The sequence below is a fragment of the Xanthomonas sp. 3498 genome (assembly GCF_014199795.1).
GTDB classification, from domain to species: domain Bacteria; phylum Pseudomonadota; class Gammaproteobacteria; order Xanthomonadales; family Xanthomonadaceae; genus Xanthomonas_A; species Xanthomonas_A rydalmerensis.
Map to the genome: position 1 here is coordinate 340,798 of NZ_JACHOH010000001.1, position 26,381 is coordinate 367,178.

Below are 26,381 nucleotides of genomic sequence, written 5' to 3' on the forward strand. Positions count from 1 at the left end.
GTCAGTCCCAGAAGTTGTTGTAGTCGCGCGCCTTCTTGTCTGGTGCCTGGGAGCTGACCAGTTCGCAGTTGGTCGAGACCGGCGGGTTGCCCGTGTCGATCGAAGCACAGACGAAGCGCGCTAGGTCGCCGAGCTTGGCACCCGTCGCAGGGACGCGAGCGCCACCTTTCAGGGTGGTGCTTCCCGCGCCGACGTCAACGACGGTCCCGACGATCTGTGGGCGCATGTCGTCGTCCGGCATGCTGGCAATCGTGAGTTGTTTGCGCACGACCATATAGCGGTCAGATTGGGCGGCATGGACGGACACGGAAAAAACCGCCAGGAGGGCGGTGAAAACAACGGCCTTCGATCGCATAGCAAGTCCCCTGTAGACAAAACCCATGGTAGCAGCTTCATCGCAGCGTTCAGATGCGGGGACATGCGTATGGCGTCGGCAGCTTCTGCAAAAGCGCTTCGCCAAGTGCGGCCAAGGACGGCGTCATCGCCGCTGGTCATCGCGTTGCGGCGCACGGCCCCGACGCATCAAAGCCACCATGGGTTCGGAGGACGAGGGCCCAGGAGGCCCAAAACCAAGTCGATGCCGCAACGCGACGAACACGCGATGCCGAGCGTGGAACCAGCGAAACTGCCATCGTTTTCAGAAGTGTTTTCAGGAGTTGGCGAAAAAACCGCCAAAGGCGACGCCTAACCCGCTGAGAGGAGTGGTGGGCCGTGATGGATTCGAACCATCGACCAAAAGATTAAAAGTCTTCTGCTCTACCGACTGAGCTAACGGCCCAAAACAAGACCCCGGCGTTGCACCGGGGCGCGTAGTCTACCCCAGGGCGGGGCGTTTCGCGAAATCAGGCGTAGCGGGTCGGGTCGGCGACGCCGGCATCGGCGAAGCCGGCCGCGCGCAGGCGGCAGGCGTCGCAGTGGCCGCAGGCACGGCCGGCGTCGTCGGCGCGGTAGCACGACACGGTCAGGCCGAAATCCACGCCCAGGCGCACGCCCTCGCGCACGATGTCGGCCTTGCTCATGTGCTGCAACGGCGCATGCACGCGTAGTCCGGCGCCCTCCACCCCGGCCTTGGTCGCCAGGTTGGCCAGGGTCTGGAATGCCTCGATGAACTCGGGGCGGCAGTCGGGATAACCGGAGTAGTCCACTGCGTTGACCCCGCAGAAGATGTCGGCCGCGCCCAGCACCTCGGCCCAGCCCAGCGCCACCGACAGCATGATGGTGTTGCGCGCCGGCACGTAGGTGACCGGGATGCCGTCGCCACCAGCGTCCGGCACCTCGATGTCGTCGGTCAGCGCGGAGCCGCCAATGCTGCGCAGGTCGACGTTGACGGTCTTGTGCGCCACCGCGCCGAGCGCCGTGGCGACACGCGCGGCCGCATCCAGTTCGGACGTATGGCGCTGACCGTAGCGCACGCTCAGGGCATGCACGGCGAACCCCTGCGCACGGGCGATGGCGACGACGACGGCGGAGTCCATGCCACCGGACAGCAGGACAACGGCATTTTTCATTGGGAGGCCGGGATTGGAGATTGGGGATTGGGGATTCGCAAAGCTACAGCACGTGACAGGTGACCGGGAGGGCTTCTACGAATCCCGAATCCCCGATCCCCAATCCCGGCTTCTCAACGGCCCGGCTCGTCGTTCCACAGCAGCTTGTGCAACTGCATCTGGAACCGCACCGGCAGGCGGTCGGCGACGATCCAGTCGGCCAGGTCGCGCGCGGTCAGTTCGCTCTTGCTCGGCGAGAACCAGACGGTGCAGCGCGAATCGAGCCGATGTTCGGCGACCACGCCGCGCGCCCAGTCGTAGTCGGCGCGACCGCACAGCACGAACTTGATCTGGTCGCGCGCCGTCAGCAACGGCAGGTTCTCCCAGCGGTTGCGATGCGCTTCCTGCGACGCCGGGGTCTTGATGTCGACGACACGCGACACGCGCGGGTCGACCTCGGCGATGTCCAGCGCGCCGGAGGTCTCCAGCGACACGTCGTAGCCGGCGTCGCACAGGCGCTGCAGCAGCTGCAGGCAGCGCTTCTGCGCCAGCGGCTCGCCGCCGGTCACGCAGACGTGGCGCACGCCGTGGCGCGCCACCTCTTCGAGGATCGCGTCGATGTCCCACCATTGCCCGCCGTGGAAGGCATAGGCAGTGTCGCAGTAGCTGCAGCGCAGGGGGCAGCCGGTCAGGCGCACGAACACGGTGGGCCAGCCGGCGCTCTCGGCCTCGCCCTGCAGCGACAGGAAGATCTCCGTCAGCTTCAGGCGGGGCAGCGGGCTTTGGACGATATCGCTGGGAACGGCGGCCATGGCGGGAGAAGAGTGCTCCCGCGACAGCGGCGGCAGCGTAAGGGGCTCAGCGCAACTGCTGGCCGATACGGATCGACTGCAGACGGTCCTGCGCGGTCCGCGCGGCATCGGACCCAGGATACTTCGCGCCGACCTGTTGCAGGGTCTGCTCGGCGTCCTGGACACGGCCTTCGCCGTACTGGGACAGGCCCAGCTTTAGCAGGGCGCCCGGCGCCTTGTCGTGGGTCGGGTAGCGGCCGATCAGGTCCTGGAACTGGGCCTCGGCCAACTGGAAGTTCTTGGTGGCGTAATAGCTCTCGCCGAGCCAGTACAGCGCGTTCGGCGCATACACGCCGTTCGGGTAGGCCTGCAGGAAGCTCTGGAACAGGTTTGCCGAGTCGGCGTACTTGCCGGCCTTCAACGCATCGAAGGCGACGTTGTAGGCCGCCCGCTCGTCGCCGGCGGCCGCCAGGGTGCCGGCGTCGCCGTGCACCGACGGCGGCGGCTCGGCGGCGGCGGCCGGCTTGCCCGCAGGCGCGGCCGGTGCGGCAGCCGGTGCTGCGCCATTGGCCGGCGGCAACGGCGGCGGCGCCCCTGCCCCTGCACCACTTTCGAGCCGGCCCACGCGGCCATCCAGGTCCAGATACTGGTCCTTGATCTGCTGCTTGAGCTGGTCGTTGTTGTGCTGCAGTTGTTCGATCGTGGCCTCCATCGACTGCATCTGCGTCCGCAGCTGGTTGAGCTGGTTCAGGATGTCGGTGTTGGCCTGGGAATTCATGGCCTGCTGCTCGAGCGCGGAAACGCGGTCGGCCAGGCTCGCGCGCTGCGCATGAGCCGGCGCGACGGCCACGAGGGCCGCCGCGACGATCATCGATGTAAGGACACCGATACGCATCTTCTCTTACTGCGCCGTGTAGACGATCTCGACGCGACGGTTCTGCGACCAGCAGGACTCGTTCGACTCGGTGCAGACCGGACGCTCTTCGCCGTAGCTGACCACGGTCAGCTGCGCAGCCGAGCCGCCGTTGGCCTGCAGCGCCGAGGACACGGCGTTGGCACGACGCTCGCCCAGGCCCATGTTGTACTCGCGCGAACCGCGCTCGTCGGTGTTGCCCTGCAGGGTGATGCGCGAGGACGGACGGTCACGCAGGTACTTGGCGTGGCACGCCATGATCGCCTGGAATTCCGGCTTCACGGCATCCTTGTCCAGATCGAAGTAGACCACGCGCTGACGCAGGCAGGAATCGGTCTCCAGGTCGCCCGGGCCGTACAGACCGGAGGTCGACGGGCCGGTCGGGGCGGTGGTGCCGGTGGTGCCGGTGGTGTCGGTCTGGGGCTGTTCCTTGACCTTCTTGGCGCAGCCGGCCAGAGCTGCAACGGACAACAGCGAAACAAGCAGAACGCGGGTGGTCTTGTTCATGGGGATACCTTGTGGCTCCTGGGCCGATGAGGGGTTCAACAGCGAAATATTAACACCAAACTTACATGTCAACGTGCAGTGCGATACGGCGACCAGGACGGCTCGCGCACGTCGCCATCGGCGAGCACCAGGCGCTGCCGCACGCGGGCATCGGCCGAGACCGCGTACAGCACGCCACGGCCGCCTTCACGCGCCGCATACAGCACCATGCTGGCGTTGGGGGCGAAGCTCGGCGACTCGTCCAGCGAACCGGTCGACAGGGTGCTCCAGCGCGGCGAACCCAGGCTGCGGTCCATCATCGCGATCTTGTAGGTGTTGCCGCTGCCCTGGGCCACGACCAGCTTGTTGCCGTCGAAGGACACGCTCGGGGTGGCGTTGTAGTTGCCCTGGAAGGTGATGCGGGTGGCGCTGCCGCCGGTCGCCGGCACCTGGTAGATCTGCGGGCGGCCGCCGCGGTCGGAGGTGAAGTAGATGCTGTTGCCGTCCGGCGCCCAGGTCGGCTCGGTGTCGATGCCGAAGTGGTTGGTCAGCTGGGTCAGCTGCTTGCTGCCCAGATCCATCACGTAGATCTCCGGGTTGCCGCTGCGCGACAACGCCAGCGCCAGCTTCTTGCCGTCCGGCGAGAACGACGGGGCGCCGTTGATGCCGCGGAAGCTGGACACCAGCTGGCGCGCGCCGGTGGCGATGTCCTGGATGTAGATGGAGGAGTTGCCGCGCTCGAAGCTCACGTAGGCCAGCTTCTTGCCGTCCGGGCTCCAGTTCGGCGACAGCAGCGGCTCGGCCGAGCGGACGATCGTCTGCGGGTTGTAGCCGTCGGAGTCGGCGACCATCAGCGCATAGCGCATCGCCCCGCCCTTGCCGCTGGCGGTGACGTAGGCGATGCGGGTCCAGAACGCGCCGCGCACGCCGGTGATCTTCTCGTAGATGGCATCGGCCATCTGGTGGGCGACGTCGCGCATGGCGTTGGCGCGGGCGGTCATCGCCAGGCCGAGCATGCGCTCGCCCTTGCCCACGTCGAACAGTTCGTACTCGACGCGGTAAGCGCCTTCGCCGGCATCCATCACCCGGCCGACGACCAGATAGCTCTGCTTGAGCGCGCGCCAGGTGGCGAACTGCACCTCGCTGCCGCGGGTCGGGCGCTCGACGATCTGCGACTCGGGCAGATTGCGGAACTGACCGGAGCGATCCAGGTCGGCGCGGACAACGGCGGCGACGTCGGTGCTCGGCGGAGTCGCCGATCCCTGGTACGGCATCGGCACGACGGTGATCGGGGTCGCCGAGGCATTGCCGCCGACGATGTCGATTTCCAGGCCCTTGTCCTGCGCGGATGCGGCGAGAGGCAACAACAGGGCGGTAAGAACGGCAAGCCAGCGCGGCAGTTTCTTCATGGTTCGCTCAGCAGGATCGGAAAGGCGCAAGAGATAGCAATGCGCGGGTGAACGTATTCGCAATCATGAACCATCGCCATGTGAAGCCGATGGCAGGACGCTCTCCATTATCGCCCATCGCCTGTCCGGTGGATGGCCTGCCGCACGCAAACACATCGGCGGCGGCCGGGCTCATTGGTCCTGGGCGGTGAAGTTGAAGGTCAGAGTGCGCGAGAAAACGGTCTCGAAGCCCCGATAAGGCAGTGGCTGCGCACGCAACACCGCCGCTTCGATCGAGCGCCGGCCGGCCTCGTCGTAGGGACAGTCGGGGCTGACCTTGGCCTCCATCACCTGACCACCGGGAATCTGCGTGATCACGATCTTGCACTTCTGCCCCAGCGGCACCGAATCCGGGCGCACCCACTGGCTCAGCACCGCCTGCTGGATCGCCGCGGCGTACTTGGCCTGCAGGTCGGTGTTGGTGCCGTTCTGGCCCGGCGCCTGCTGCGGCGTGGTGGCCGCGGCCGCCGACGCCTTCTTGGCGTTCAGGTCGGCGATCTGCTGCAGTTTCTGCTCGGCCAGCTTGGCCTCGCGCTGGGCCTGCTCGCGCTGCTTGCGGATGTCGGCGATCTTCTTCTGCCGCTCCTCTTCCTGCTGCGCGGCCAGGCGCTGCTTCTGCTCGGCCTCCTGCTGGCGCTTCTGCTCGGTCAGGTCGATCTGTTCCTGGCGGCGCTTGGCCTCCTGCTCCTGCTTCTCCTTTTCCTGGGAGATCGCGGTGCGTGTGGCGCGGTCCTGGTCGACCTTGTCGGGCACCGGGACGAAGTCCTGCGCCTTCTGCTGCTGCGGCGTCGGCGCCTGCTGCGGCTTGGGCGTGGGGAGCGGCTGCGGCGGCGGCACCGTGTCTTCCTCGGCGACGTCCTTGACCGGCTCGGGCAGCGGCTCGGGCAAGGGCTTGGGCGCGTCCTTGACCGCCTTCTGCGCCGAGCGCACGTCGGCGGCCGAGACCACCAGCGAGGCCTCGACCATCGGCGAACCGGCGGCCGGTTCGACCTGGCGCACCGGCGACCACCACCAGGCCAGGAAGAACAGCAGTGCGATCAGCACATGCACCAGCAACGCCAGGGCGACCCCGAAGATCAGCCCCTTGTCGTCGCCGCGGTGCTGCGGCGGGCGGGAATCGGCTTCAGCGTGCATTGTTTCCGGGCTGACTCATCAGGCCGACCTTGGGAACGCCGGCCTGCTGCAGCATGACCATGGTGTCCATGACCAGTTGATAGTTGGAACTGCCGGGCGCGGCGACGAACACCGGCACGTCCTTGTTCTGGCCGACGAAGGCCTGGATCTTCGCCTTCAGTTCCGGCGCGGCGATCTTCTCCGGCTTGCCGTCCTGCAGGGTCAGCGTGTAGTGGCCCTGGGCATCGACGGTGACGATCACCGGATCCTTCTTGCTTTCCACCGAGCGCGCGGTGGAATCGGGCAGGTCCACGTCCACGCTCAGGCTGAGCAAGGGCGCGGTGACCATGAAGATGATCAGCAGCACCAGCATCACGTCGATGTACGGCACGACGTTGATCTCGGACTTGAGCTTGCGGCGCTTGCGGCGGGAAATGGCGGCAGTCATGCGGGAATCCTGGGAGTCGTGGACAGGCGGGCGACGCTCAGTCGCCGCTGGCCTGGCGCTGCAGGATGGAGCTGAACTCTTCGGAGAAGGTCTCGAAACGCACCGCCAGCCGCTCGACGCGGGTGGTGAAGCGGTTGTAGGCCCATACCGCCGGGATCGCCACGAACAGGCCGATGGCGGTGGCGAACAGCGCTTCGGAGATGCCTGGCGCGACCGCGGCGATGCCCGCCTGCTGGCCGCTGTTGATCATGTCGTGCATGGTCACCATGATGCCGAACACGGTGCCGACCAGGCCCACGTAGGGCGCGGTGGAGCCGATGTTGGCGAGCAGTTCCAGGTTGCGCTCGAGGCGGTCGACCTCGCGCGCATAGGTCGCGCGCATCGCCCGCTGCGCGCCTTCCAGCTGGATGCGCGCATCCAGCCGGCGCTTGTCGCGCAGGCGGGCGAACTCGCGGAAACCGGCCTCGAAGATCGCCTCCAGCCCGCCGACCACGCGGTTGCGGTCGGTGGCGCCGGCGTAGAGCTTGCTGAGATCGGTGCCGGACCAGAAGCGGTTCTCGAAGTCGTCGGCCTCGCGGTTGGCGTCCTTGAACACCTTGCCCTTGCGGAAGATGATGACCCAACTGATCAGCGAGCCGAGCAGCAGCAGCAGCACGATCACCTTGACCGGCAGGCTGGCCTTGACCATCAGGTCCAGGTAATTGATGCCGCCGTGGGCGGCGGTGTTGGCGACGGCCTGGGTGGCGGTCTGGGTCACGTCCTGCGGCAGCGCCTCCACCACCGTGTCCTGCAGGGCCAGGAGCAATGCGATCATCCGTCGTTCCTCAGTAATTCGGCTTCAGTGATTTCAAGAACTTTCAATACATCGTGCAGCGCGTCGTCCATGCCGCGCGGGCGGAAGCTGCCGGCGCTGAGCGCCGCCACCCGCACCTGCGCGCGCAACAGCAGCTCCCCGTCGTCGCGGTGGATCGACTGCGCGAACACCAGGCTGGCGCGCTTGCATTGCGACAGCGCGACGCCGACCTGCAGGGAATCGTCCAGGCGTGCCGGGCGCAGGAAGTCGAGCTGCATCGCGCGTACTGCGAACACCAGATCGTGTTGCAGGCGCAGACGCTCCTGACCATACCCCAACGCCCGCAACCACTCCGTGCGCGCCCGCTCCAGGAAGGCCACGTAGCGCGCGTGGTAGACCACGCCACCGGCGTCGGTATCTTCCCAGTAGACGCGTGTCGGCCAACTGAATAGCCGCGGGGATTGGGGATTCGGGAGTGGGGATTCGCCGGGCAGAGGCGCGTTCGGGTCGATCGCGGTCAAAACAGCGCTCCTGTATCGCCAATCCCCATTCCCGAATCCCGCTTGGGCTGCAAGCCCAAGTGCAGATACGCCTTGTTGGTGGCCATGCGCCCGCGGGCGGTGCGGATCAGGTAGCCCTGCTGGATCAGGAAGGGCTCGATCACGTCCTCCAGGGTGCCGCGTTCCTCCGACAGCGAGGCGGCCAGCGACTCGACGCCGACCGGGCCGCCGTCGAAGTACTCGATGATGGTGCGCAGCATGCGCCGGTCCAGCTCGTCGAAGCCCTCGGCGTCGACCTTGAGCATCTGCGTGGCGGCCTGCGCCACCGCCAGGTCGATCTGCCCGCCGGCGCGCACCTGGGCGAAGTCGCGGACCCGCCGCAGCAGGCGGTTGGCGATGCGCGGGGTGCCGCGCGCGCGGCGCGCGATCTCGGCGCAGCCGTCGGCGTTGCAGGCGATGCCGAGGATGCTGGCGGAGCGGCGCACGATCTGCGCCAGCTCGTCCGGGGTGTAGAAGGCCAGGCGCTGGACGATGCCGAAGCGGTCGCGCAAGGGCGCGGTCAGCAGGCCGGCGCGGGTGGTGGCGCCGATCAGGGTGAACGGCGGCAGGTCGATCTTGATCGAACGCGCGGCCGGGCCCTCGCCGATCATGATGTCGATCTGGAAGTCTTCCATCGCCGGGTACAGCACTTCCTCGACCACCGGCGACAGCCGGTGGATCTCGTCGATGAACAGCACGTCGTGCGGCTGCAGGTTGGTCAGCAGCGCGGCCAGGTCGCCGGCCTTCTCGATCACCGGGCCGGACGTGACCCGCAGGTTGACCCCGAGCTCGTTGGCGATGACATGGCTCAGCGTGGTCTTGCCCAGGCCGGGCGGCCCGAAGATCAGCACATGGTCCATCGCCTCGCCGCGCGCCTTGGCCGCTTCGATGTAGATCGACAGCTGCTCGCGCACCGGCTGCTGGCCGAGGTAATCGTCCAGTCGCTTGGGGCGGATGCTGGCCTCGGCCGCGTCATCCTCGCGGGTGGCGCTGCTGGCGATGATGCGGTCCATTTAAAGCCGGGATTGGGGAGTGGGGATTCGGGATTGGTAGCGCAATAGTATCGGCTGTGGGACGGTCTCGGCGCCATGGCCTTGACCAATCCCGAATCCCCACTCCCCAATCCCGGCCGCCGCAGGCGGCCTCAGATCTCCACCTGCGCGCCCAGTTCCACCAGGCGGTTGCCGGGGATGCGGAAGAAGCCGGTGGCGGGGGCGGCGTTGCGATGCATGACCGCGAACAGCTTGTCGCGCCAGATCGGCATGCCGCGGTTGGCGCTGGCCACGATGGTCTCGCGGCTGGCGAAATAGGTGGTGTCCATCGGGTCGAAGTAGATCCCGCCCTGGTCGCAGGAGCGCATCAGCGCCAGCGGCACGTCCGGGGTCTCCATGAAACCGAAGCGCACGTAGACCCGGTAGAACTCGTCGCCGATCGCGTCGATCTTCAGCCGCTGCCCGGCGGCCGCGTACGGCACCTGCAGGGTTTCGACGGTCAGGAACACGTTGCGCTCGTGCAGGACCTTGTTGTGCTTGAGGTTGTGCATCAGCGCGTGCGGCACCACCATCGGGTCGGCGGTCAGGAACACCGCGGTGCCGGGCACGCGCACCGGCGGCGCCAGCATCAGCCCGGGCAGGAAGGTGTCGAGCTTGATGCCATCCTTGCGGATCTCGTCGTGCAGCAGCTTGCGGCCGCGGCGCCAGGTGCGCATCAGCGTGAACAGGATCAGGCCCAGCAGCAGCGGGAACCAGGCGCCGTCCAGGAACTTGATGATGTTGGCGTAGAAGAACGCGCAGTCCACCGCCAGGAACACCAGCCCGAACAGCCACAGCAGCGGCGCCGGCACGCGCGGGTTGGCCCGCGCGTAGATGATCATCAGCACGGTGGTGATCAGCATGGTGCCGGTGACCGAGACGCCGTAGGCGGTGGCCAGCGAGGTCGAGTCGCCGAAGCCGATCACCGCCACCACCACCAGCGCCAGCAGGCACCAGTTCACCGCCGGCACGTAGATCTGGCCGATGGTGGAATGCGAGGTGTGGCGGATGTGCATGCGCGGGATGTAGCCCAGCTGCATGGCCTGGCTGGCCACCGAATAGGCGCCGGTGATCAGCGCCTGCGAGGCGATCACCGTGGCCGCGGTGGCCAGCACGATCATCGGATACAGCGCCCACTCCGGCACCGCCTCGTAGAACGGGTTGCTGACCGCGGCCGGGTCGCGCAGCACCAGCGCGCCCTGCCCCAGGTAGGTCAGGGTCAGCATCGGCAGCACCAGGAAATTCCACGAGCGCCGGATCGCCTTGGCGCCGAAATGGCCCATGTCCGCGTACAGCGCCTCGCCGCCGGTCACCGCCAGCACCACCGCGCCGAGCACGAACACCGCATGCCAGTTGTGTTCGGCGAAGAAGCGCACGCCCCACCAGGGGTTCAGCGCCTGCAGCACTTCTGGCGCCCGCGCCATGTTGTAGACGCCGATCGCGCCCAGCGCCAGGAACCAGACCAGGGTGATCGGCCCGAACGCCTTGCCCACCCGCTCGGTGCCGTAGCGCTGGGCCATGAACAGCATCCCCAGCACCACCAGGGTGATCGGCACCACGAACGGTTCCAGCTTGGGCGCGGCCACCTCCAGGCCTTCCACCGCCGACAGCACCGAGATGGCCGGGGTGATCACGCCGTCGCCGAAGAACAGCGAGGCGCCGAAGATGCCGAGGATGCCGACCACATACATCGAGCGCGAGCCGCCCGGCAGGGTGCGCTGCGCCAGCGCGGTCAGCGCCATGATGCCGCCCTCGCCATCGTTGTCGGCGCGCATGATCACGGTGACGTACTTGAGCGTGACCACCAGCATCAGCGCCCAGAACACCAGCGACAGGATGCCCAGCACGGTGTCGTGGTCCGGGGACAAGCCGTAGTGCGGCGAGAACGCCTCCTTGAGCGTGTACAGCGGACTGGTGCCGATGTCGCCGAAGACCACGCCGATGGCGGTCAGCATTACCCCCAGGCCCGTTTTGGCATGCGGATCGTGGCTGCCCGGGCGGGCGGCGGAACTGGAGGAGCTGGACATGGTGGGAAGAGTAGCGCCAGAACGTGAAGAAAGAGCGGGAGGCCGAGCCGACCGGGCGGTCAGCGCAGGGCCGCTTGCAGGGCCTTGCGGATCACCGTGGCGACCTCGTCGCCGTCGGCGGCGGCGTCGCGCGCCATCTTCGCCGCCTCGGCCGGCTTGTAGCCGAGCTGCTGCAGCGCCACCGTGGCCTCGGAGACCGCGTCGGGGCCCAGTTGCCCGGTCACCGGCGCGCCGCCGCTGAAGTCGGCCGCACGGTCGCGCAGTTCCACCACCATGCGCTCGGCGGTCTTCTTGCCGATGCCGGGGATGCGGGTCAGCGCGGTGACGTCGCCGGCGGTGATCAACCGCGCGAATTCGTCGACGCTGACGCCGGACAGCACCGCCAGCGCGATCTTCGCGCCGATCCCGCTGACCCGCTGCACGTCGCGGAACAGGCGCCGCTCGCCCTCGCGCAGAAAGCCGTACAGCGACACGCTGTCCTCCTTCTGCGCATAGTGGGTGAACAGGATCACGTCGCGACCGACGTCGGGCAGGTCGTAGAAGGTGCTCATGGGCGCCTCCAGCTCATAGCCCACCCCGCCCACATCGATCACCAGCCACGGCGGCTGCTTGTAGGCCAGGATCCCGCGCAGACGGCCGATCATTGGGCGCCTCCTTGGAGGCGCCGGGATTGGGGATTGGGGATTGGGGATTCGTCAAAGCGGGGCCGGCGCGCACGCGCGCGGCTGTTGCCAATCCCCAATCCCGAATCCCCAATCCCCGCTCCACTCATTTTCTACTCCAAGCCTGCTGCGTGCTGACGCCCAGGCGCTGCGCGGTGGCGCGCACGTGGGCATGGGTGATCGCGACGGCCAGCGCGTCGGCGGCGTCGGCCTGAAGTTTGCCGGTCAGGCTCAGCATGAGACCGACCATGTGTTGCACCTGTTGCTTCTCCGCCGCGCCCTTGCCGACCACGGCGAGCTTGATCTCCTTGGCGGCGTACTCGTGTACGGGCAGCTCGCGCAGCACCGCCGCGCAGATCGCCGCGCCGCGGGCATGGCCGAGCTTCAGCGCCGCGTCGGCGCTCTTGCCCATGAATACCCGCTCGATCGCCACTTCCTGCGGCCGGTACTCCTCGATCAGCGCATCCAGCCCGTACAGCAGGCGCTTGAGCCGCAGCGCGAAATCACCCTCGCCCAGCAGCAGCAGCGGGGCGTGATGCACGTGGCGAGTGCGGCCAGCCGCGTCCACGTCGATGATGCCGACGCCGGTGCGTTGCGAGCCGGGGTCGATGCCGAGGATGCGGGTGGTGGTGGAGCCGGGATTCGGGATTCGGGATTCGGGATTCGGGAAAGCAGCGCCCGTGCGGGCAGCGATGCCCGTGGCCGTCATCGACGTCTGCAATGCCTCCGGCATCGGCACAGCGGCCTTCCGGGTCCGGGGTCCCGGGCCACGGGCCCCGGGTTTCATGGTGTCAGCCACCGTCACTCAGCGCGGCCTGGTCCACGTTGGAATAGACGTTCTGCACGTCGTCCAGGTCTTCCAGCATGTCCAGCAGCTTGCGCACCTGCACCGCGGTGTCGCCGTCCACGGCGATGTCGTTGTCGGCGCGGAAGGTGATGTCGGCGTGGTCGGGGGACAGGCCGGCCGCGTCCATGGCGTCCTTGACCGCCTGGAACGCCTCCGGCGCGGTCAGCACGTCGATCGCGCCGTCCTCGGGGTAGACCACGATGTCGTCGGCACCGGCCTCGATCGCGGCCTCGGTGATCTTTTCCTCGTCGGCGCCGGCGGCGAAGCTGAGCACGCCCAGGCGCTTGAACATGAAGGCCACCGAGCCGTCGGTGCCCATGTTGCCGCCGCACTTGCTGAAGGCGTGGCGGACGTCGGCCACGGTGCGCACGCGGTTGTCGGTCAGGCAGTCGACGATCACCGCCACCCCGCCCGGGGCATAGCCCTCGTAGCGCACTTCCTCGTACTCCACGCCTTCCAGCTCGCCGGTGGCCTTCTTGATCGCGCGCTCGATCACGTCCTTGGACATGTTCGAGGCCAGCCCCTTGTCCATCGCCACGCGCAGCCGCGGGTTGTTGGACGGATCGCCGCCGCCGGCGCGCGCGGCGACGCCGATCTCGCGGATGATCTTGGTGAAAATCTTGCCGCGCTTCGCATCGGATGCGTTCTTGCGGGCTTCGATCGAGGGGCCTCTACCCATGGGGCGTTCCGGACAGTTATAAGGACAAGGCGCGGATTTTACCTGATGCCGCAGGCATCCCGGGGTCCGGCCGCGCCGACGACCGACCGCGCATGCGACCGGCGCATGCAACCCGTTCCCCCGGCGGCGCCCGCTCCAGCGCGCGCGGCCCCGTGCTGCCCATCAATCCTTGGCGGACTGTCTACCCATGCGCGCCACATCGCTGCCAGAACTGTAAGGCCCCACCTGGAGGCTGAACGCGCAAATCGCGCCCGCGTTCCTTCGCACCAAAGGAGATCCCACATGTTCCGTAGCCCCTCCGCCCCCGCCCCGTTCCTGTCGCTGGCCCTGCGCTGCCTGGGCCTGCTCGCCCTCGCCGCCCCGGGCCTCGCCAGCGCCCAGACCGATGCCTTCAGGGGCAGCTACAGGGCCGGCTTCACCACCTATTCGATCAGCGGCCAGGAACCCCGCGCGGCGGGCAAGTACCCGGTCTATGTGCATATCGGCGGGACCGGCGAGAACTACCAGAGCAATTGGGCGATGGCCGCAGTGAATGCCGCGGCGGCCAAGGGCTTCGTGGCCGCCTCGGTGGAGTACGACAACGCCAGCTTCGGCAGCTGCGGCGTCATCGGCAACCGCGCCAAGGCCATCTTCGATGCGCAGAATCTCAACAGCGCCCTCGCCCAACTCTGCGCCCGCGGCAAGGCCGACTGCTCCAAGGGTGTGGTGACCGGCGGCCTCAGCCAGGGCTCGATCATCTCGGTGCTGGCGCACGACTACGATCCCCGGGTCGCCGCCTCGTTCGGCCAGGGCACCGGCACGACCTACACCGCCTACTACAACCTGGCGTCCTGCATCGCCGACGGCAACCACAGCCTGCCCTCCGATCGCCTGCGCATCATCAACGGCGAGCGCGACATGTTCGTCGGCGGCACCGAGAACATCGCCCGATCGCAGGCGCAACTGGTCACCGGCCTGCGCTGCGACGGGCAGCAGTCGTGCTTCCGCAGCAACGGCAGCGGCTGGTACGTCGTCAAGGACCGGGAGGTGCAGGACCTCTACGCAGACCACTGCTTCATGGGCTTCGGCGGCTATCCCGGCACCCAGTGCACCGGCATTCTGGTCGACGGCAACTACCGCAGCGGCACCGCCGCCTGGGCGCTCAACCCCACCCTGGACTGGTTGAAGACCTTCGTGACGCCCTGAGCGACGGTATCGCCCCGGCCGGCGCCGCGTCGTGGCGGACACCCCGACGCGGCGCCAGCCGCTGCCGCGGGATGGTCGGTTCCGACAAACCGACTCAGGCAGCGAAGCGCCCATCGCGTAGGAAGGCGGCGGTCTGCCGCGCGGCGTCCGCCGAGAACAGCAGGCCGCTGTGGCTTGCGCGCACCCGGCAATGATCGCCCAGGCCGGGCACGCAGGTCTCGGCCAGGGCCACGCTGCCGTCGGACTCGGGCCCCAGCGCGGCGAAGCGAGCGCCCAACCCGCGCGCCACGGTGCCGGCGATCATGCCGACCTCGGCCGGCCCGTCCCAGCACGCCACGCCCTGCTGCAACAGCGCCGCGCTGCGGCCCAGCGCCACGCCCAGCCGCCGCTGCGCCAGGGCGCGCGCGGCGGCACTGCCGGCCAAGGGACTGCCCAGGCACACCACGCGGGTCACCGGCAACGAGGGCGCCTGCCGCAAGGCCTGCAACGCGATCAGGCCGCCGAGGCTATGCCCGACCAGGGCCACCGGGCCGGCAACGGCCAGGCGCTCGATGCGCGCGTGCAGCCGCGGCAGCGCGGCCTCGGCGCCGCCGACGGCGGTCGAATAGCCGAAACTGGCGACCCGCCAGCCGGCGCGGCGCAGGCGTAGCGCCAGCGGCAGCAGCCATGGCCGCGCGTTCCAGATGCCGTGCAGCAACAGCACCTGCGGCGCGGCGGCCATCGGCGGCTCAACCGCAGGTGGTGCGGACGATGTGATTGCTGCCATCCAGGAACACATTGAGCCGGTCAAGGCGCAGGTCGCGGGTCACCGCCTGGCCCGGCGCGATCGGCCGCACCACGCCGGCTCCGCTCTCCTTCCAGACCCGGCTCATGGTCGCCTGGGTGGCTTCCTGGCCGACGGCCCAGGCCACCGCGTCGACATTGCAGCGGCCATCGCCCTGCACGGCGGGGCCGGCACTGGCCGGCTGCAACGCCGCCGGCGGCTCGCACGCGGCCAGCAGCGGCAGCACGGCGGCGATTCCCATCCACGGTCGGAACATGGCGCGTTCTCCTGCAGGCTGGACAGGCCTGCACTCTAACGCGCCCTCGTTGCCGCGATGTCGACGCGGCGGTGCCGGGACCGGGCCCGGCCGCACGGCGTCAGGCCGCGCGCGGCGGCCGGCGCAGGATGAATTCGAGATCGCGCACCTGCCCCACCGGGAATTCGTAGGTGCCGACCTTCTCGAAGCCGTAGCGCGCATAGAAACGCTGCGCCCCCAGGTTCTCCGACCACACGCCCACCCACAGCGTGCGCGGGCCGTCGCGTTCCAGCCAGGCCAGGGCGGTATCGAACAGCCGCGCGCCCCAACCGCCGTTCTGGTGTGCGCGCAGCAGGTACAGCCGCTTCAGTTCGCCGTCGCCGGGGCGTACCTCGGCGTGCGGCAGGCCACAGGGGCCGGCCGCGGCATGCCCGACCACCGCGCCGTCGTGCTCGACCAGCCAGATCGCGCAGTCCGGATGCGCCAGCACGACCTGGGCACGCTCCAGCGAATAGGCCTCGTCGAGGAAGGCCTGCAGGTCCTGCGCGGGATACAGATGGCCGAAGGTTTCGCAGAAGGTGGCCGTGGCGATGCGGGTCACCGCCGCGGCATCGTCCGGCGTGGCGCGACGGATGCGCACGGCTCAGCGCGCCGGGTGCGCGGGGTCGGCGTCCTCGCCGTCGTCCTCGTCTTCGTCGTCGCCTTCCTCGTCCTCGTCCTCTTCTTCCTCTCCCTCTTCGTCTTCCTCGTACTCGTAATCGTCCTCGCCGAAGTCCTCGCCGTCCCAACGGCCCTCCGGATCCGGCACGAACGCCAGCGGCGCGTTGGCGCCGCTGCCGGCGCGCACCAGCCAGCCGCCGAACACGCGCGCGCGCTGGGTGACGATGGCCTCCATTGCGCCCTCGTTGCCGAGGGTTTCCCACTCCAGATTGAATGCGGTCTCGCTCATGTGTCGGCCTGCGCTACGGTTGGAGGAAAGGAGTCACTGCGTCCGCGGGCGCACCTGCACGTGCACTTCGGCCAGCTGCGCGTCGGCGATCGGCGACGGCGCGTCGGTCATCAGGTCCTGCGCGCCGGTGGTCTTGGGGAACGGGATCACGTCGCGGATCGACTCGGTACCGGCCATCAGCGCGGCGATGCGGTCGATGCCGAAGGCGATGCCGCCATGCGGCGGCGCGCCGTAGTTCAGCGCATCCAGCAGGAAGCCGAACTTGGCGCGTGCTTCCTCGGCACCGATGCCGAGCAGCTCGAACACCGCGCTCTGCATGTCCGGGCGATGGATGCGGATCGAACCGCCGCCGATCTCGTTGCCGTTGAGCACCATGTCGTAGCCGCGCGACACCGCGGTCTTGGCATGCGTGCGCAACTCGGCGATGTCGTCCACCGCCGGCGCGGTGAACGGGTGGTGCAGGGCGACGTAGCGCTGCGCCTCCTCGTCCCACTCGAACATCGGGAAGTCGGTGACCCACAGCGGCCGCCAGCCGTCGGCGACCAGGTTGAAGTCCTTGCCGGCCTTCAGGCGCAGCGCGCCCATGAAGTCGGAGACCTTGCCGTAGGCGCCGGCGCCGAAGAACACGATGTCGCCGTTGCCGGCGCCGACGTGGGCGAGCAGCGCGGCGAACGCGGCCTCGCCGAAGAACTTCTGGATCGGCGAGCTGATCTCACCGCTGTCGGCGATCTTGACGTAGGCCAGGCCCTTGGCGCCGTACTTGGCGGCATGCGCGGCGTACTCGTCGATCTGCTTGCGCGAGAGGCTGGCGCCGCCGGGAATGCGCAGCGCGGCGACGCGGCCGTCGGGATCGGCGGCCGCGGCGCTGAACACCGCGAAGTCGCTGTCCTTGACCAGATCGGCCACGTCGGTCAGCTCCAGCGCGATGCGCAGGTCCGGCTTGTCCGAGCCGTAGCGGCGCATGGCCTCGGCCCAGGTCATGCGCGGGAATTCGGCGGCCAGTTCGACGTCGACCACCTCCTTGAAGATGGCGCGGACCATGGCTTCGACGAAGTCCTGCACGTCGCGCTCGCGGACGAAGGCGAACTCCATGTCGAGCTGGGTGAACTCGAGCTGGCGGTCGGCGCGCAGCGCCTCGTCGCGGAAGCAGCGCGCGATCTGGTAGTAGCGGTCGAAGCCGGCCACCATCAGGATCTGCTTGAACAGCTGCGGCGACTGCGGCAGCGCGTAGAACTCGCCCGGATGCATGCGCGCCGGCACCAGGAAGTCGCGCGCGCCTTCCGGGGTGGCCTTGGTCAGGATCGGGGTCTCGATGTCCTGGAAGCCGCGCTCGTCCAGGTAGCGGCGCAGCGCCTGCACCAGCTTGATGCGGGTGCGCTGCATGCGCTGCATCTCCGGACGGCGCAGGTCCAGGTAGCGGTACTTCAGGCGGGTTTCCTCGCCCGGGTTCTCGTGCGCATGGAACGGCAGCGGCGCGGCCTTGTTGAGCACGGTGATGGACGTGGCGATCACTTCGACCTTGCCGCTGCGCAGCTTGTCGTTGACCGCATGCCGCGCACGCACCACGCCCTCGACCTGCAGCACGTCCTCGTAGCCGAGGCTGGCGGCGACCTTGAACACCTCCGCGTTCTCCGGCTCCACCATCACCTGCACGATGCCTTCGTGGTCGCGCAGGTCGATGAAGCACACGCCGCCGAGATTGCGGGCCACGTCGGTCCAGCCGGCCAGGGTGACGGTTTGGCCGATCAGGGTCTCGTCGACCAGGCCGCAGAAGTGGGTACGCATCGCTAGCTCCAAACAGGGGGCGGCCGGCGCAGAAGGCGCCAGCAAGCCCGGTATTCTGCGGCGGCGCGTCGGCGCGGGCAAATCGCGCATGGCTCATCCTGGCTTAAGTTGGCCTGCGGCTATAGTCCGCGCACCATTCACGGGGAGGAGAGAACCCATGTTGAAGCACCTTGGCGGTTGGCTGGTGATCGCCGCACTGGCCCTCACCAGCGCACCTGCGGCGGCCCAGAGCGCCCGCGCCTACGCCCCGCAGGACCTGCGGCAACTGTCGGTCCCCGGCCGGGTCCGGGTGATCGAACGCGAGTACGCCGACCAGTCGCGCGGCCGGCAGATCCCCGACGATCAGCTCGAGTTCTACCTGGACCAGATCGACCGCGGCTGGGGCTTCGGCAACATCCAGCAGGACATCGCCACTTCGCTGCGCGGCCGCGGCGATGGCTGGCGGCAGGAACCGGGCTTCGACGGCCGCACCGTCGCCTGTTCCAGCAACGACCGCCGCCGCCAGCAATGCGCGACGCCGTTCCGCGGGCCAGCCCGGCTGGTCGGCACCCTGTCCGATTCGCCCTGCATCGAAGGCCGCACCTGGGGCTCGGCACCCGGCGTGGTGTGGGTGGACCAGGGCTGCCGCGGCCGCTTCGTCGAAGGCCGCGGCGCACCGGGCGGCAACTGGGGCGGTGGTGGTGGCGGCGTGGCCGGCACCGTGCGCTGCGAAAGCCAGGACCAGCGCCAGCGCGTGTGCCCGACCGGCTGGCGCAACGCCACGCTGGTGCGGCAGCTATCCGACACCCGCTGCATCGAGGGCCGCACCTGGGGGTCGCGCGACGGCGCGGTGTGGGTCGACGACGGCTGTCGCGGCGAATTCGCCGAGGGCCGCGGCGGCGGTGGCTGGGGACCGGGCCGGCCGCCGCTGGACAACGGTTACACGGTGACCTGCAGCAGCGACGACAAGCGCCTGCGCACCTGCGCCTGGGATCGCCGCCAGGGCCGCCCGGTGCTGCTCGAACAACTGTCCGGCACCACCTGCGCGGAAGGCCGCAGCTGGGGCTACGAAGGCAATACGGTGTGGGTCAACGGCGGCTGCCGGGCACGCTTCGGCGCGCGCTGAGCCAGGGCGAACGCCGGGCCCCGCGCGGCCCGATGCATGGCGTGATATGTCGAGTTAGGGGCGGCGCTTGCCGCTCTTTTGGATTAGCCGCGACCGGGTAACGCCTGGTCGCGGCTGAAGCCGCTCCTACGAAGAGCGAAGCGACCGGACAGTTGGCCGAGGCGCGACTCAGGTCGCCGCAGGCTTGGCTGCGGCGGGCGCCGCGGCGGGCGTGGCCGCCGCCGCGGGCTTGGCCGGCGCGTCGGACGCCGCAGCTGCGGCTGCGGGCTTGCTGTCCCCGCTACCGCCGGTGCTGCCCGACTCGGCGAGGTTGCGCTTCTTGTCGCCGTCCTTCTTGAAGTCGGTCTCGTACCAGCCGCTGCCGGACAGGCGGAACGCCGGTGCGGTGAGCTGGCGCTTGACCGCCTGGGCGGCGCAGGACGGACAGGTCTCCGGATCGGGATCGGACAGTTTCTGCAGGCGGTCGAAGCTGTGACCGCATGCGGCACATTGGAAAGCGTAGATCGGCATGGCGGCAAAAACGCGAGAGCAACGGAGGCGGCCAGTATGGGGGCCGCACGCCGGCTTTCAAGCGTCTTCGCTCACGCCGGCCCGGGCTGGGGCCGCGGCGCCGTCTCCGGCACGCCCGCGGGCAGCGTCGGCGCAGGCGTCTCGGGCGCCTCCGCCACCGGCTCGGCCGGCGCCTGCGCAGAGGCGGCATCGGCCGGTGCAGGCGGCGCCGCTTCCAGCGGGCTGACGTCGAACGGCATGCGCAGCAGCAACGCCGGCAGCAGCGTGGTCAGGGCCGCGTACAGCAGCAAGGCGCCGAACAGCGCGTCAGCGATGGCGAAGCGGTCGCGCAGGATCCCGGCCAGGACCAGGGTGAAGATCAGCGTGGGCGACAGGGCCAGCGACACCCGCAGGCTGCTGCGCGCGCCCTCGCCGAACAGCACCCGCCGCTGCAGCCAGAGGATGCCGATGCGCAGCGGCAGCACGCAGGCGGTCAGGGCCAGGCCCAGGCCCAGCGCCTGCAGGCTCAGCGCCCCGCTCGGTACCTTGGTGCCGGCATTGAAGAAGTAGAACGGCACGAAGAACGAGGCGAACAGGCGCACCGCCTGCAGGTTCTCGTCGGAGGCCAGCAGCGGCATGCGCTGACGCAGCAGCCGCGCCACCAGCCCGGCGATGAACGCGCCGACCAGGTAGTACACGCCCAGCGAATAGGTGATGTAGGCGGCGATCAGGCCGACCATCACCAGCAGCGAGAACTCCGACCCCGGCGCCTGCGGCGCCACCCAGCGCCCCAGGGCCACGAACAGCAGGGGCAGGCCGACCAGCATCGCCACCAGCGCCAGGCTGGACAGGCCCATCTGCCAGGGATCGCCGGCCTGCAGGATCACGAACAGCGCCGCCAGCGCCAGCAGCTCGCCGGCGATGGCCTTGCTGGTGACCCAGAACCGCTCTTCCTCGTCCAACCCAAGCCGCCCCAGCGACTCGATGATGAAACCGGTGGACGGCGTCAGCAGGGCCAGCGCCAGCAATCCGGCCGCCTGCCACGACAGCCCGGCGTATCGCCAGGCCAGCCAGCCGACACCGAACAGGGTGGCGCCGCGCACCACCAGGTGCAGCAGCAGCGGCCACAAGCCGCGGCGCAGCGCCTTCGGGTCCACTTCCAGGCCGGCGAACAGGAACAGCGAGGAGATGCCGAGCGTGGCCAGCAGGGTCACCACCGGGTCGTGCGCACGCGGCCCCATCGCCAGCATCGCGATGATGCCGAACAGCAGGCAGGTCAGCGGCGCCGGCATCTTGAAGCGCTGCAACGCGCGCGGGATCACCAGCAGGGCGAAGATCAGCAGCAGGTAGATCAGTTCGTGACTCATCGGGCAGGAGGTTCCAGTGCGGGCCCGCCGGCGGCGGCAGCGGGCGATGATGCCGGTTTGCTCGTGTGGTACGCCATCACGGCCGGACCCCGGGCACGGTCGCGCGCCCGTGCGGCGCCGGAGTGCGGCTGCACGTCTACGCGAGGACACGGCCTCGCTGCGAAGAAACCATCGCGCATGCCGGCAGCCGTGCCTGACGCGGGCACCAACGGCGGCGTCACACACGCAGCGATCTCGCTGGAGCGCAATCCTAGCGGCCAGCCGTCCACCATCTGGGTGGCGCGCGCCAACGCCCCACTCCCGGAAGGCGGCACAAGCGCCGCCACGCCGCTTCAGCTACCGGCCGCCAGTTGCCGCGGCGCATGCCGCCGCATCGTGCCAGGCTCGTCTTTCATGCCGATTTGCGCATGATGCATGAATTCGCAAGATCGCGGTCACACGCACGAAACCGCTCGATCGGACCATGAGCGCCCCTCACGCAAGCCACGCACCCGATGACCGTTTCGGCGTATTTCCGCACCCCTGCCCCGACCCTGCTGGCCCTGGCGCTGGCCACCAGCCTCGGCTGCGCCCACGCCGCCGAGGCCAGCGACGGCGCCGACGGCACGGCCCCGTCCGACAGCAGCGACCGGGTCTCGACCCTGGACCAGGTGCAGGTGCTCGGCCAGGCCACCACCTACGCCAAGATCAACGTCAGCAAGGAGGCGCTGGACCGCCAGTTCGCGATGAGCAGCGTCAACGACGCCCTCAACGAGTTGCCCGGGGTGATCGCCACCGAGGCCGATGCGTTCGGCTCCTCCGACTGGGGCACGCAGATCAGCATGCGCGGCTTCGTCACCAACCGCGACGACCAGCAGATCGGCACCACCATCGACGGCGTGCCCAACGGCGGCTCGGCCTACGGCGGCGGCGCCAAGGCCAACCGCTTCATCGACACACTGGACCTGGAGACGGTGGAGGTCAGCCAGGGCACCGCCGACATCGCCTCGCGCTCCAACGAAGCGCTGGGCGGCACCCTCAACTTCCTCACCAGCGAGCCGCTGGACCAGCAGCGCGTGCGCATGGCCGTCGGTATCGGCGACAACCAGGCGCGCAAGTACTACGCGCGCTACGACAGCGGCGACCTCGGCGGCACCCGCGCCTGGGTCAGCGGCTCGCACGCCAGCAACGACGACTGGATCGACGGCAGCGGCCACACCACCCGCGACCACCTGGCCGGCAAGTTCGTCAGCGACCTCGGCGCGTGGACGCTCAGCGGCTACCTGTCCTACGACGACGCCAACGAATCGGAATACAGCAGCGTCACCCCGGCGCAGTTCGCCACCGATCCGGACCACGACCTGCTCACCGGCAGGCTCACCGGCATCCCCTACTACGACCAGAACTACCGCTCCGGTTCGCGCGCGCTGCGCAAGAACACCTTCGGCTACCTGCGCGGCCAGTTCGACGGCGGCAACGGCTTCAAGGCCACCCTGACCGGCTATGGGCACGGCCTGCAGGGCCGCGGCGACTGGATCCCGCCCTACCTGGTGGACGTCACCAACGACGGCGCCGGGCGTCCGGAATCCGAATACACCGGCGGCCGCACCGTGTACGGCGGCAATGCCCTGGGCAAGCTCTACTTCGTCACCCCCAGCGGCGCGGCCGCGAGCATGCTGCCGGGCTGCGCCGACACCGCGACCCTGCCGGCCGAGTCCAACCCGGCCTGCTACCCGGCAGGCTCGCTGCCAGTGCAGTCCTACCGCCACAGCCACTACGACAACCAGCGCGGCGGCGTCACCGCCGACGTGGAGTGGGCGCAGGACGTCGGCGGGCTGCACAACACCGTGCGCGGCGGCCTGTGGCTGGAACGCTACGACCGCAGCGTCACCCGCGACTGGCACCGCCTGCTCGACGTCGGCAGCAACATCGCCTTCGACCACGTGCCGTACTGGGTGCAGTTCAAGGACGACTACCGCACCGACGAGCAGATGTACTACGCCGAGGACGTGATGCGCTATGGCGACTTCGCCTGGCGCGTGGGCGTGAAGCAGTTCTTCGTCGACCAGACCCGCGACCGCCGTATCGGCGATGCCGCGCACATCGAATCGGATTCGCACTCCGATCCGCTGTTCTCCGCCGGCCTCACCTGGACCACGCCGCTCAAGGGCGTAGAGGCCTTCGCCGGCTTCTCGCAGAACTTCGCCGCGATCCCCTCCGGCGTGCTCGGCGAGACCGATCCGCTGGTGCTGAGCAAGGTCAAGCCGGAAACCGCCGACAACGTCGAGGTGGGCCTGCGCATGAGCCGCTGGCCGCTGACCGGCAGCATCACCCTGTACGACATCCGCTTCGACAACCGCATCGTCTACGTGCCGGCCAACTTCGTCACCGGCATCGACTACCTGGGCGAGACCGACGGCGTCTACGAGAACTTCGGCGGCGTGCACGCGCGCGGCGTGGAACTGGCGCTGGGCTACGCCTGGGACAACGGCTGGCGGCTCAACGGCGCCTACACCTACAACAAGGCGACCTACCTGGGCAGCGGCAACGCCGCGCGCGACCAGGCACTGGAGATCGCACCGGGCTCGCAGGTGATCGGCCAGCCGCGGAAGACCCTGGTGCTGTCGGCCGACTGGCAGGGCCAGCGCTGGCACGGCGGCCTGTCCGGCCGCTACCTGGGCCGGCGCTACCTGGACGCGGCCAACAGCGCGTCGCTGGATGCGGTGACCACCTTCGACGCCAATCTCGGCATCGCCCTGGGCGGGCTGTCGCCGCAGTTGCAGCAGGCCAAACTGGACCTGGTGATCAGCAACCTCACCGACAAGCGCTACCTCAACGGCGTGGACGGCAGCGACAGCGCCTTCATCGCGCCACCGCGCACGGTCGGCCTGACCTTCATGGTCGACCTGTAACCGGCGCCGTGGCAGTCTCGCGGCGGCAGCCGATCCCGGCTTCCGCCGTTTTGTGTTTCCCCGGACCGCCATGACCGACCAGACCCGCCGCCGGCTGCTCCGCGCCGGCCTCACCGCCAGCGCCGCCGGACTGCTGCCGCCGAGCATCGCCCGCGCCGCGGCGATCGCCCCGGACGTGCGCAGCGGCACCCTCGACGATCTGCAGCACGTGGTGATCCTGATGCAGGAGAACCGCGCCTTCGACCATTACTTCGGCAGCCTGGCCGGCGTGCGCGGCTTCGGCGACCGCTTCCCGATCCCCGCACCGACGCTGCCCGGCATCGCCCCGCGCACGGTGTGGCTGCAGCCCAGCGCCGACGGCAGCCGCCCGTTGGCACCGTTCCCGCTGCGCACCGCGCAGAACTTCGCCACCATGCGCGTGCAAGGCACCCCGCATACCTGGCCGAACGCACAGCAAGCCTGGGACCACGGCCGCATGGGCCAATGGCCGGCGGCCAAGCGCGACCACGCACTGGCGTACTACGAACGCGACGACCTGCCGTTCCAGTTCGCCCTGGCCGAAGCCTTCACCGTGTGCGACGCCTACCACTGCGCGATCCAGGCCGGCACCAATCCCAACCGCGTGTTCCTGTGGACCGGGCAGAACGATCCGCACGCCCGCGCCGGCGGCCCGGTCATCGCCAACTCGCACGACAACTTCCCGGAACTGGGCGGCGCCCCGGACGACTACCGCTGGCCCAGCTACGTCGAGGCGCTGCAGCAGGCCGGCGTGTCCTGGCAGATCTACCAGGACATGGCCGACAACTTCACCGACAACCCGCTGGCCGGCTTCGCGCCGTTCCGCGCGGCCTGGCGCGGTGCGCCCGGGCACGATCCGCAATTGCGCGCACGCGGCGTTTCCAGCCGCAGCCTGACCCAGTTGCGCGAGGACGTGCTGGCCGCGCGGCTGCCGTCGGTGAGCTTCATCATCGCCGACGCCGCCGGCAGCGAGCATCCCGATCCGTCCAGCCCGGCGCAGGGCGCGGCCTACACCGCGCGCGTGCTCGACGCGCTGACCGCCGACCCCAAGGTGTGGGCGCGCACCGCGCTGCTGCTGATGTTCGACGAGAACGACGGCTTCTTCGACCACGTGCCGCCGCCGGCTCCGCCCTCGCCCGACCCGTCCGCGGCCGGCGGCTGGGCCGGCGCGTCCAGCGTCGCCACCGACGGCGAATACCACCTGCACCCGGCACCGGGCGACGCCAAGGCCGATCCGCCGGAGCTGCGCGGACGCCCCTACGGCCTCGGACCACGCGTGCCGCTGTACGTGATCTCGCCATGGAGTCGCGGTGGCTGGGTCGATTCGCAGGTCTACGACCACACCTCGGTGCTGCGCCTGCTGGAGCGCCGCTTCGGCGTCGCCGCCGCCGGCCTGACCCCGTGGCGCCGCGCGGTCTGCGGCGACCTGCTCGACGCCTTCGATTTCCGCCAGACCGATACGCGCCCTTTCGTCGCCGACCTGCCGGACGTGCGCGAGGCGGCGGCACGCGCCGCGGCGCTGCGCGAGCATGCGCTGCCGCCGCTGCCGACGCAGTTGCAGGCACCACGACAGGCATTCGGCGTGCGCCGCGCACGCGCGCTACCGTATCGGCCTACGGTGCAGTTGCAGTACGTGCTCGAGCGCGGCGAAGTGCAGTTGCGCATGACCAACACCGGCGCCGCGGCGGTGCTGCACGTCTACGACCGCTACCTGCTGGAGTCGATCCCGCGCCGCTACACGGTGGGCGCCGGTGCAAGCCTGGACGGCACCTGGACCACCTACGACGGCGACTACGACCTGTGGCTGCTCGGCCCCAACGGCTTCCATCGCCACTATCGCGGCGATCTGAGCGCTCCGCTGCTGCAGGCCGACATCGTCCAGGACCCGGACGACGCGCAGACGCTGTGCCTGGTGCTGCGCAATCCCGGCCCCGACCCGCTCAGCGTGTCCCTGGAACCGGCCGCCTATGCGCAGGCACAGCCGCGCCAGCAGGTGACGCTGGCGCCTGGTGCCGAGCAGCGCATGCGCTGGAGCGCCAAGCCGAGCGGCGGCTGGTACGACCTGTGGCTGATCCAGGACCACGCCCGCCGGCGCCTGGCCGGCCGCGTGGAAACCGGCAAGCCCGGCATCAGCGATCCGGCGATGGGCGGGCCGGCGCGGCTGTATCAGGAGCCCGCCGGAGGCGGGCGGGATTGGGGAGTCGGGATTGGGGATTCGTGACAACGTCCGGGATTTGGGATTTGGGATTCGTAAAAGCGCAATCCGCGCGCTGACACGCTTTTGCCAATCCCGAATCCCCAATCCCGGC

The 26,381-nt window shown here is 69.3% G+C and carries 26 protein-coding genes and 1 tRNA gene; 4 read left to right on the forward strand and 23 right to left on the reverse strand.

Annotated elements, in window-relative coordinates:
- Position 1: 1 nt before the first annotated feature.
- From GGR66_RS01355 to GGR66_RS01430, 16 genes are all read right to left on the reverse strand, one after another.
- Complete coding sequence (locus GGR66_RS01355) at positions 2 to 382, reverse strand: hypothetical protein (protein WP_184446950.1); 381 nt, start codon at positions 380 to 382, stop codon at positions 2 to 4.
- A 320-nt stretch (positions 383 to 702) separates the two neighbouring features.
- Positions 703 to 778: transfer RNA gene (locus GGR66_RS01360), tRNA-Lys, on the reverse strand.
- Between the two features lie 64 nt (positions 779 to 842).
- The gene (queC, locus tag GGR66_RS01365) at positions 843 to 1,508 is read right to left on the reverse strand and encodes a 7-cyano-7-deazaguanine synthase QueC (RefSeq protein WP_184446951.1); all 666 of its coding nucleotides are present in this window, start codon (positions 1,506 to 1,508) and stop codon (positions 843 to 845) included.
- A gap of 113 nt (positions 1,509 to 1,621) precedes the next feature.
- Positions 1,622 to 2,299, reverse strand: a complete 678-nt coding sequence (queE, locus tag GGR66_RS01370) for a 7-carboxy-7-deazaguanine synthase QueE (protein ID WP_184446952.1) — start codon at positions 2,297 to 2,299, stop codon at positions 1,622 to 1,624.
- Positions 2,300 to 2,345: 46 nt separating this feature from the next.
- Positions 2,346 to 3,173 carry a tol-pal system protein YbgF gene (ybgF, locus tag GGR66_RS01375; RefSeq protein WP_184446953.1) on the reverse strand — a complete coding sequence of 276 codons (828 nt, stop codon included), beginning with the start codon at positions 3,171 to 3,173 and terminating at the stop codon, positions 2,346 to 2,348.
- A gap of 6 nt (positions 3,174 to 3,179) precedes the next feature.
- Entirely contained in the window at positions 3,180 to 3,698 is a 519-nt protein-coding gene (pal, locus tag GGR66_RS01380; protein WP_048491898.1) for a peptidoglycan-associated lipoprotein Pal, read from the reverse strand.
- Between the two features lie 68 nt (positions 3,699 to 3,766).
- A complete protein-coding gene (tolB, locus tag GGR66_RS01385; RefSeq protein ID WP_148828954.1) occupies positions 3,767 to 5,086 on the reverse strand; it encodes a Tol-Pal system beta propeller repeat protein TolB in 1,320 nt (439 codons plus the stop codon).
- 171 nt (positions 5,087 to 5,257) lie between these two features.
- Complete coding sequence (tolA, locus tag GGR66_RS01390; protein WP_184446954.1) at positions 5,258 to 6,259, reverse strand: cell envelope integrity protein TolA; 1,002 nt, start codon at positions 6,257 to 6,259, stop codon at positions 5,258 to 5,260.
- The gene (tolR, locus tag GGR66_RS01395; protein ID WP_160969813.1) at positions 6,249 to 6,686 is read right to left on the reverse strand and encodes a protein TolR; all 438 of its coding nucleotides are present in this window, start codon (positions 6,684 to 6,686) and stop codon (positions 6,249 to 6,251) included. The genes tolA and tolR overlap by 11 nt, the downstream gene beginning before the upstream one ends.
- Positions 6,687 to 6,723: 37 nt before the next feature.
- The gene (gene tolQ, locus GGR66_RS01400; RefSeq protein ID WP_160969814.1) at positions 6,724 to 7,500 is read right to left on the reverse strand and encodes a protein TolQ; all 777 of its coding nucleotides are present in this window, start codon (positions 7,498 to 7,500) and stop codon (positions 6,724 to 6,726) included.
- Positions 7,497 to 7,973 carry a tol-pal system-associated acyl-CoA thioesterase gene (gene ybgC / locus GGR66_RS01405; protein ID WP_184447434.1) on the reverse strand — a complete coding sequence of 159 codons (477 nt, stop codon included), beginning with the start codon at positions 7,971 to 7,973 and terminating at the stop codon, positions 7,497 to 7,499. Before ybgC ends, tolQ begins: the two co-directional genes overlap by 4 nt.
- 23 nt (positions 7,974 to 7,996) lie before the next feature.
- Positions 7,997 to 9,031 (reverse strand): Holliday junction branch migration DNA helicase RuvB, encoded by a 1,035-nt coding sequence (gene ruvB, locus GGR66_RS01410; protein ID WP_184446955.1) that lies wholly within the window; start codon positions 9,029 to 9,031, stop codon positions 7,997 to 7,999.
- Positions 9,032 to 9,162: 131 nt separating this feature from the next.
- A complete protein-coding gene (locus GGR66_RS01415; RefSeq protein ID WP_255421580.1) occupies positions 9,163 to 11,004 on the reverse strand; it encodes a potassium transporter Kup in 1,842 nt (613 codons plus the stop codon).
- Between the two features lie 131 nt (positions 11,005 to 11,135).
- A complete protein-coding gene (gene ruvA / locus GGR66_RS01420) occupies positions 11,136 to 11,720 on the reverse strand; it encodes a Holliday junction branch migration protein RuvA (RefSeq protein ID WP_160969820.1) in 585 nt (194 codons plus the stop codon).
- A 124-nt stretch (positions 11,721 to 11,844) separates the two neighbouring features.
- Positions 11,845 to 12,447, reverse strand: coding sequence for a crossover junction endodeoxyribonuclease RuvC (gene ruvC / locus GGR66_RS01425; RefSeq protein WP_221236339.1), 603 nt, complete (start codon positions 12,445 to 12,447; stop codon positions 11,845 to 11,847).
- An 82-nt stretch (positions 12,448 to 12,529) separates the two neighbouring features.
- Positions 12,530 to 13,264: a YebC/PmpR family DNA-binding transcriptional regulator gene (locus tag GGR66_RS01430; RefSeq protein ID WP_160969051.1), complete on the reverse strand. Its 735-nt coding sequence runs from the start codon at positions 13,262 to 13,264 to the stop codon at positions 12,530 to 12,532.
- A 282-nt stretch (positions 13,265 to 13,546) separates the two neighbouring features.
- On the opposite strand from GGR66_RS01430, the gene GGR66_RS01435 reads away from it, so the two are divergent.
- Entirely contained in the window at positions 13,547 to 14,449 is a 903-nt protein-coding gene (locus GGR66_RS01435; RefSeq protein WP_184446956.1) for a hypothetical protein, read from the forward strand.
- A 94-nt stretch (positions 14,450 to 14,543) separates the two neighbouring features.
- Here GGR66_RS01435 and GGR66_RS01440 read toward each other — a convergent pair whose 3' ends face one another.
- From GGR66_RS01440 to aspS, 5 genes are all read right to left on the reverse strand, one after another.
- Positions 14,544 to 15,170 (reverse strand): alpha/beta fold hydrolase, encoded by a 627-nt coding sequence (locus tag GGR66_RS01440; protein ID WP_184446957.1) that lies wholly within the window; start codon positions 15,168 to 15,170, stop codon positions 14,544 to 14,546.
- A gap of 7 nt (positions 15,171 to 15,177) precedes the next feature.
- Positions 15,178 to 15,489, reverse strand: coding sequence for an I78 family peptidase inhibitor (locus GGR66_RS01445; RefSeq protein ID WP_255421546.1), 312 nt, complete (start codon positions 15,487 to 15,489; stop codon positions 15,178 to 15,180).
- A gap of 100 nt (positions 15,490 to 15,589) precedes the next feature.
- Complete coding sequence (locus GGR66_RS01450; RefSeq protein ID WP_184446958.1) at positions 15,590 to 16,108, reverse strand: GNAT family N-acetyltransferase; 519 nt, start codon at positions 16,106 to 16,108, stop codon at positions 15,590 to 15,592.
- Between the two features lie 3 nt (positions 16,109 to 16,111).
- Positions 16,112 to 16,417 carry a DNA primase gene (locus GGR66_RS01455; RefSeq protein WP_184446959.1) on the reverse strand — a complete coding sequence of 102 codons (306 nt, stop codon included), beginning with the start codon at positions 16,415 to 16,417 and terminating at the stop codon, positions 16,112 to 16,114.
- 33 nt (positions 16,418 to 16,450) lie between these two features.
- Positions 16,451 to 18,202, reverse strand: a complete 1,752-nt coding sequence (gene aspS, locus GGR66_RS01460) for an aspartate--tRNA ligase (RefSeq protein WP_184446960.1) — start codon at positions 18,200 to 18,202, stop codon at positions 16,451 to 16,453.
- Positions 18,203 to 18,596: 394 nt separating this feature from the next.
- Between aspS and GGR66_RS01465 the strand changes: the two genes are divergently transcribed.
- The gene (locus tag GGR66_RS01465) at positions 18,597 to 19,307 is read left to right on the forward strand and encodes a DUF3011 domain-containing protein (protein ID WP_317845311.1); all 711 of its coding nucleotides are present in this window, start codon (positions 18,597 to 18,599) and stop codon (positions 19,305 to 19,307) included.
- Positions 19,308 to 19,475: 168 nt separating this feature from the next.
- Here GGR66_RS01465 and GGR66_RS01470 read toward each other — a convergent pair whose 3' ends face one another.
- Both GGR66_RS01470 and GGR66_RS01475 read right to left on the reverse strand, forming a co-directional pair.
- Entirely contained in the window at positions 19,476 to 19,817 is a 342-nt protein-coding gene (locus GGR66_RS01470; RefSeq protein ID WP_160969058.1) for a zinc ribbon domain-containing protein, read from the reverse strand.
- Between the two features lie 71 nt (positions 19,818 to 19,888).
- Positions 19,889 to 21,163 carry a cation:proton antiporter gene (locus GGR66_RS01475; RefSeq protein WP_160969059.1) on the reverse strand — a complete coding sequence of 425 codons (1,275 nt, stop codon included), beginning with the start codon at positions 21,161 to 21,163 and terminating at the stop codon, positions 19,889 to 19,891.
- A gap of 494 nt (positions 21,164 to 21,657) precedes the next feature.
- Between GGR66_RS01475 and GGR66_RS01480 the strand changes: the two genes are divergently transcribed.
- A complete protein-coding gene (locus tag GGR66_RS01480; protein ID WP_184446961.1) occupies positions 21,658 to 24,054 on the forward strand; it encodes a TonB-dependent receptor in 2,397 nt (798 codons plus the stop codon).
- A gap of 70 nt (positions 24,055 to 24,124) precedes the next feature.
- Positions 24,125 to 26,293 (forward strand): phospholipase C, phosphocholine-specific, encoded by a 2,169-nt coding sequence (locus GGR66_RS01485; RefSeq protein WP_184446962.1) that lies wholly within the window; start codon positions 24,125 to 24,127, stop codon positions 26,291 to 26,293.
- Positions 26,294 to 26,381: the final 88 nt, after the last annotated feature.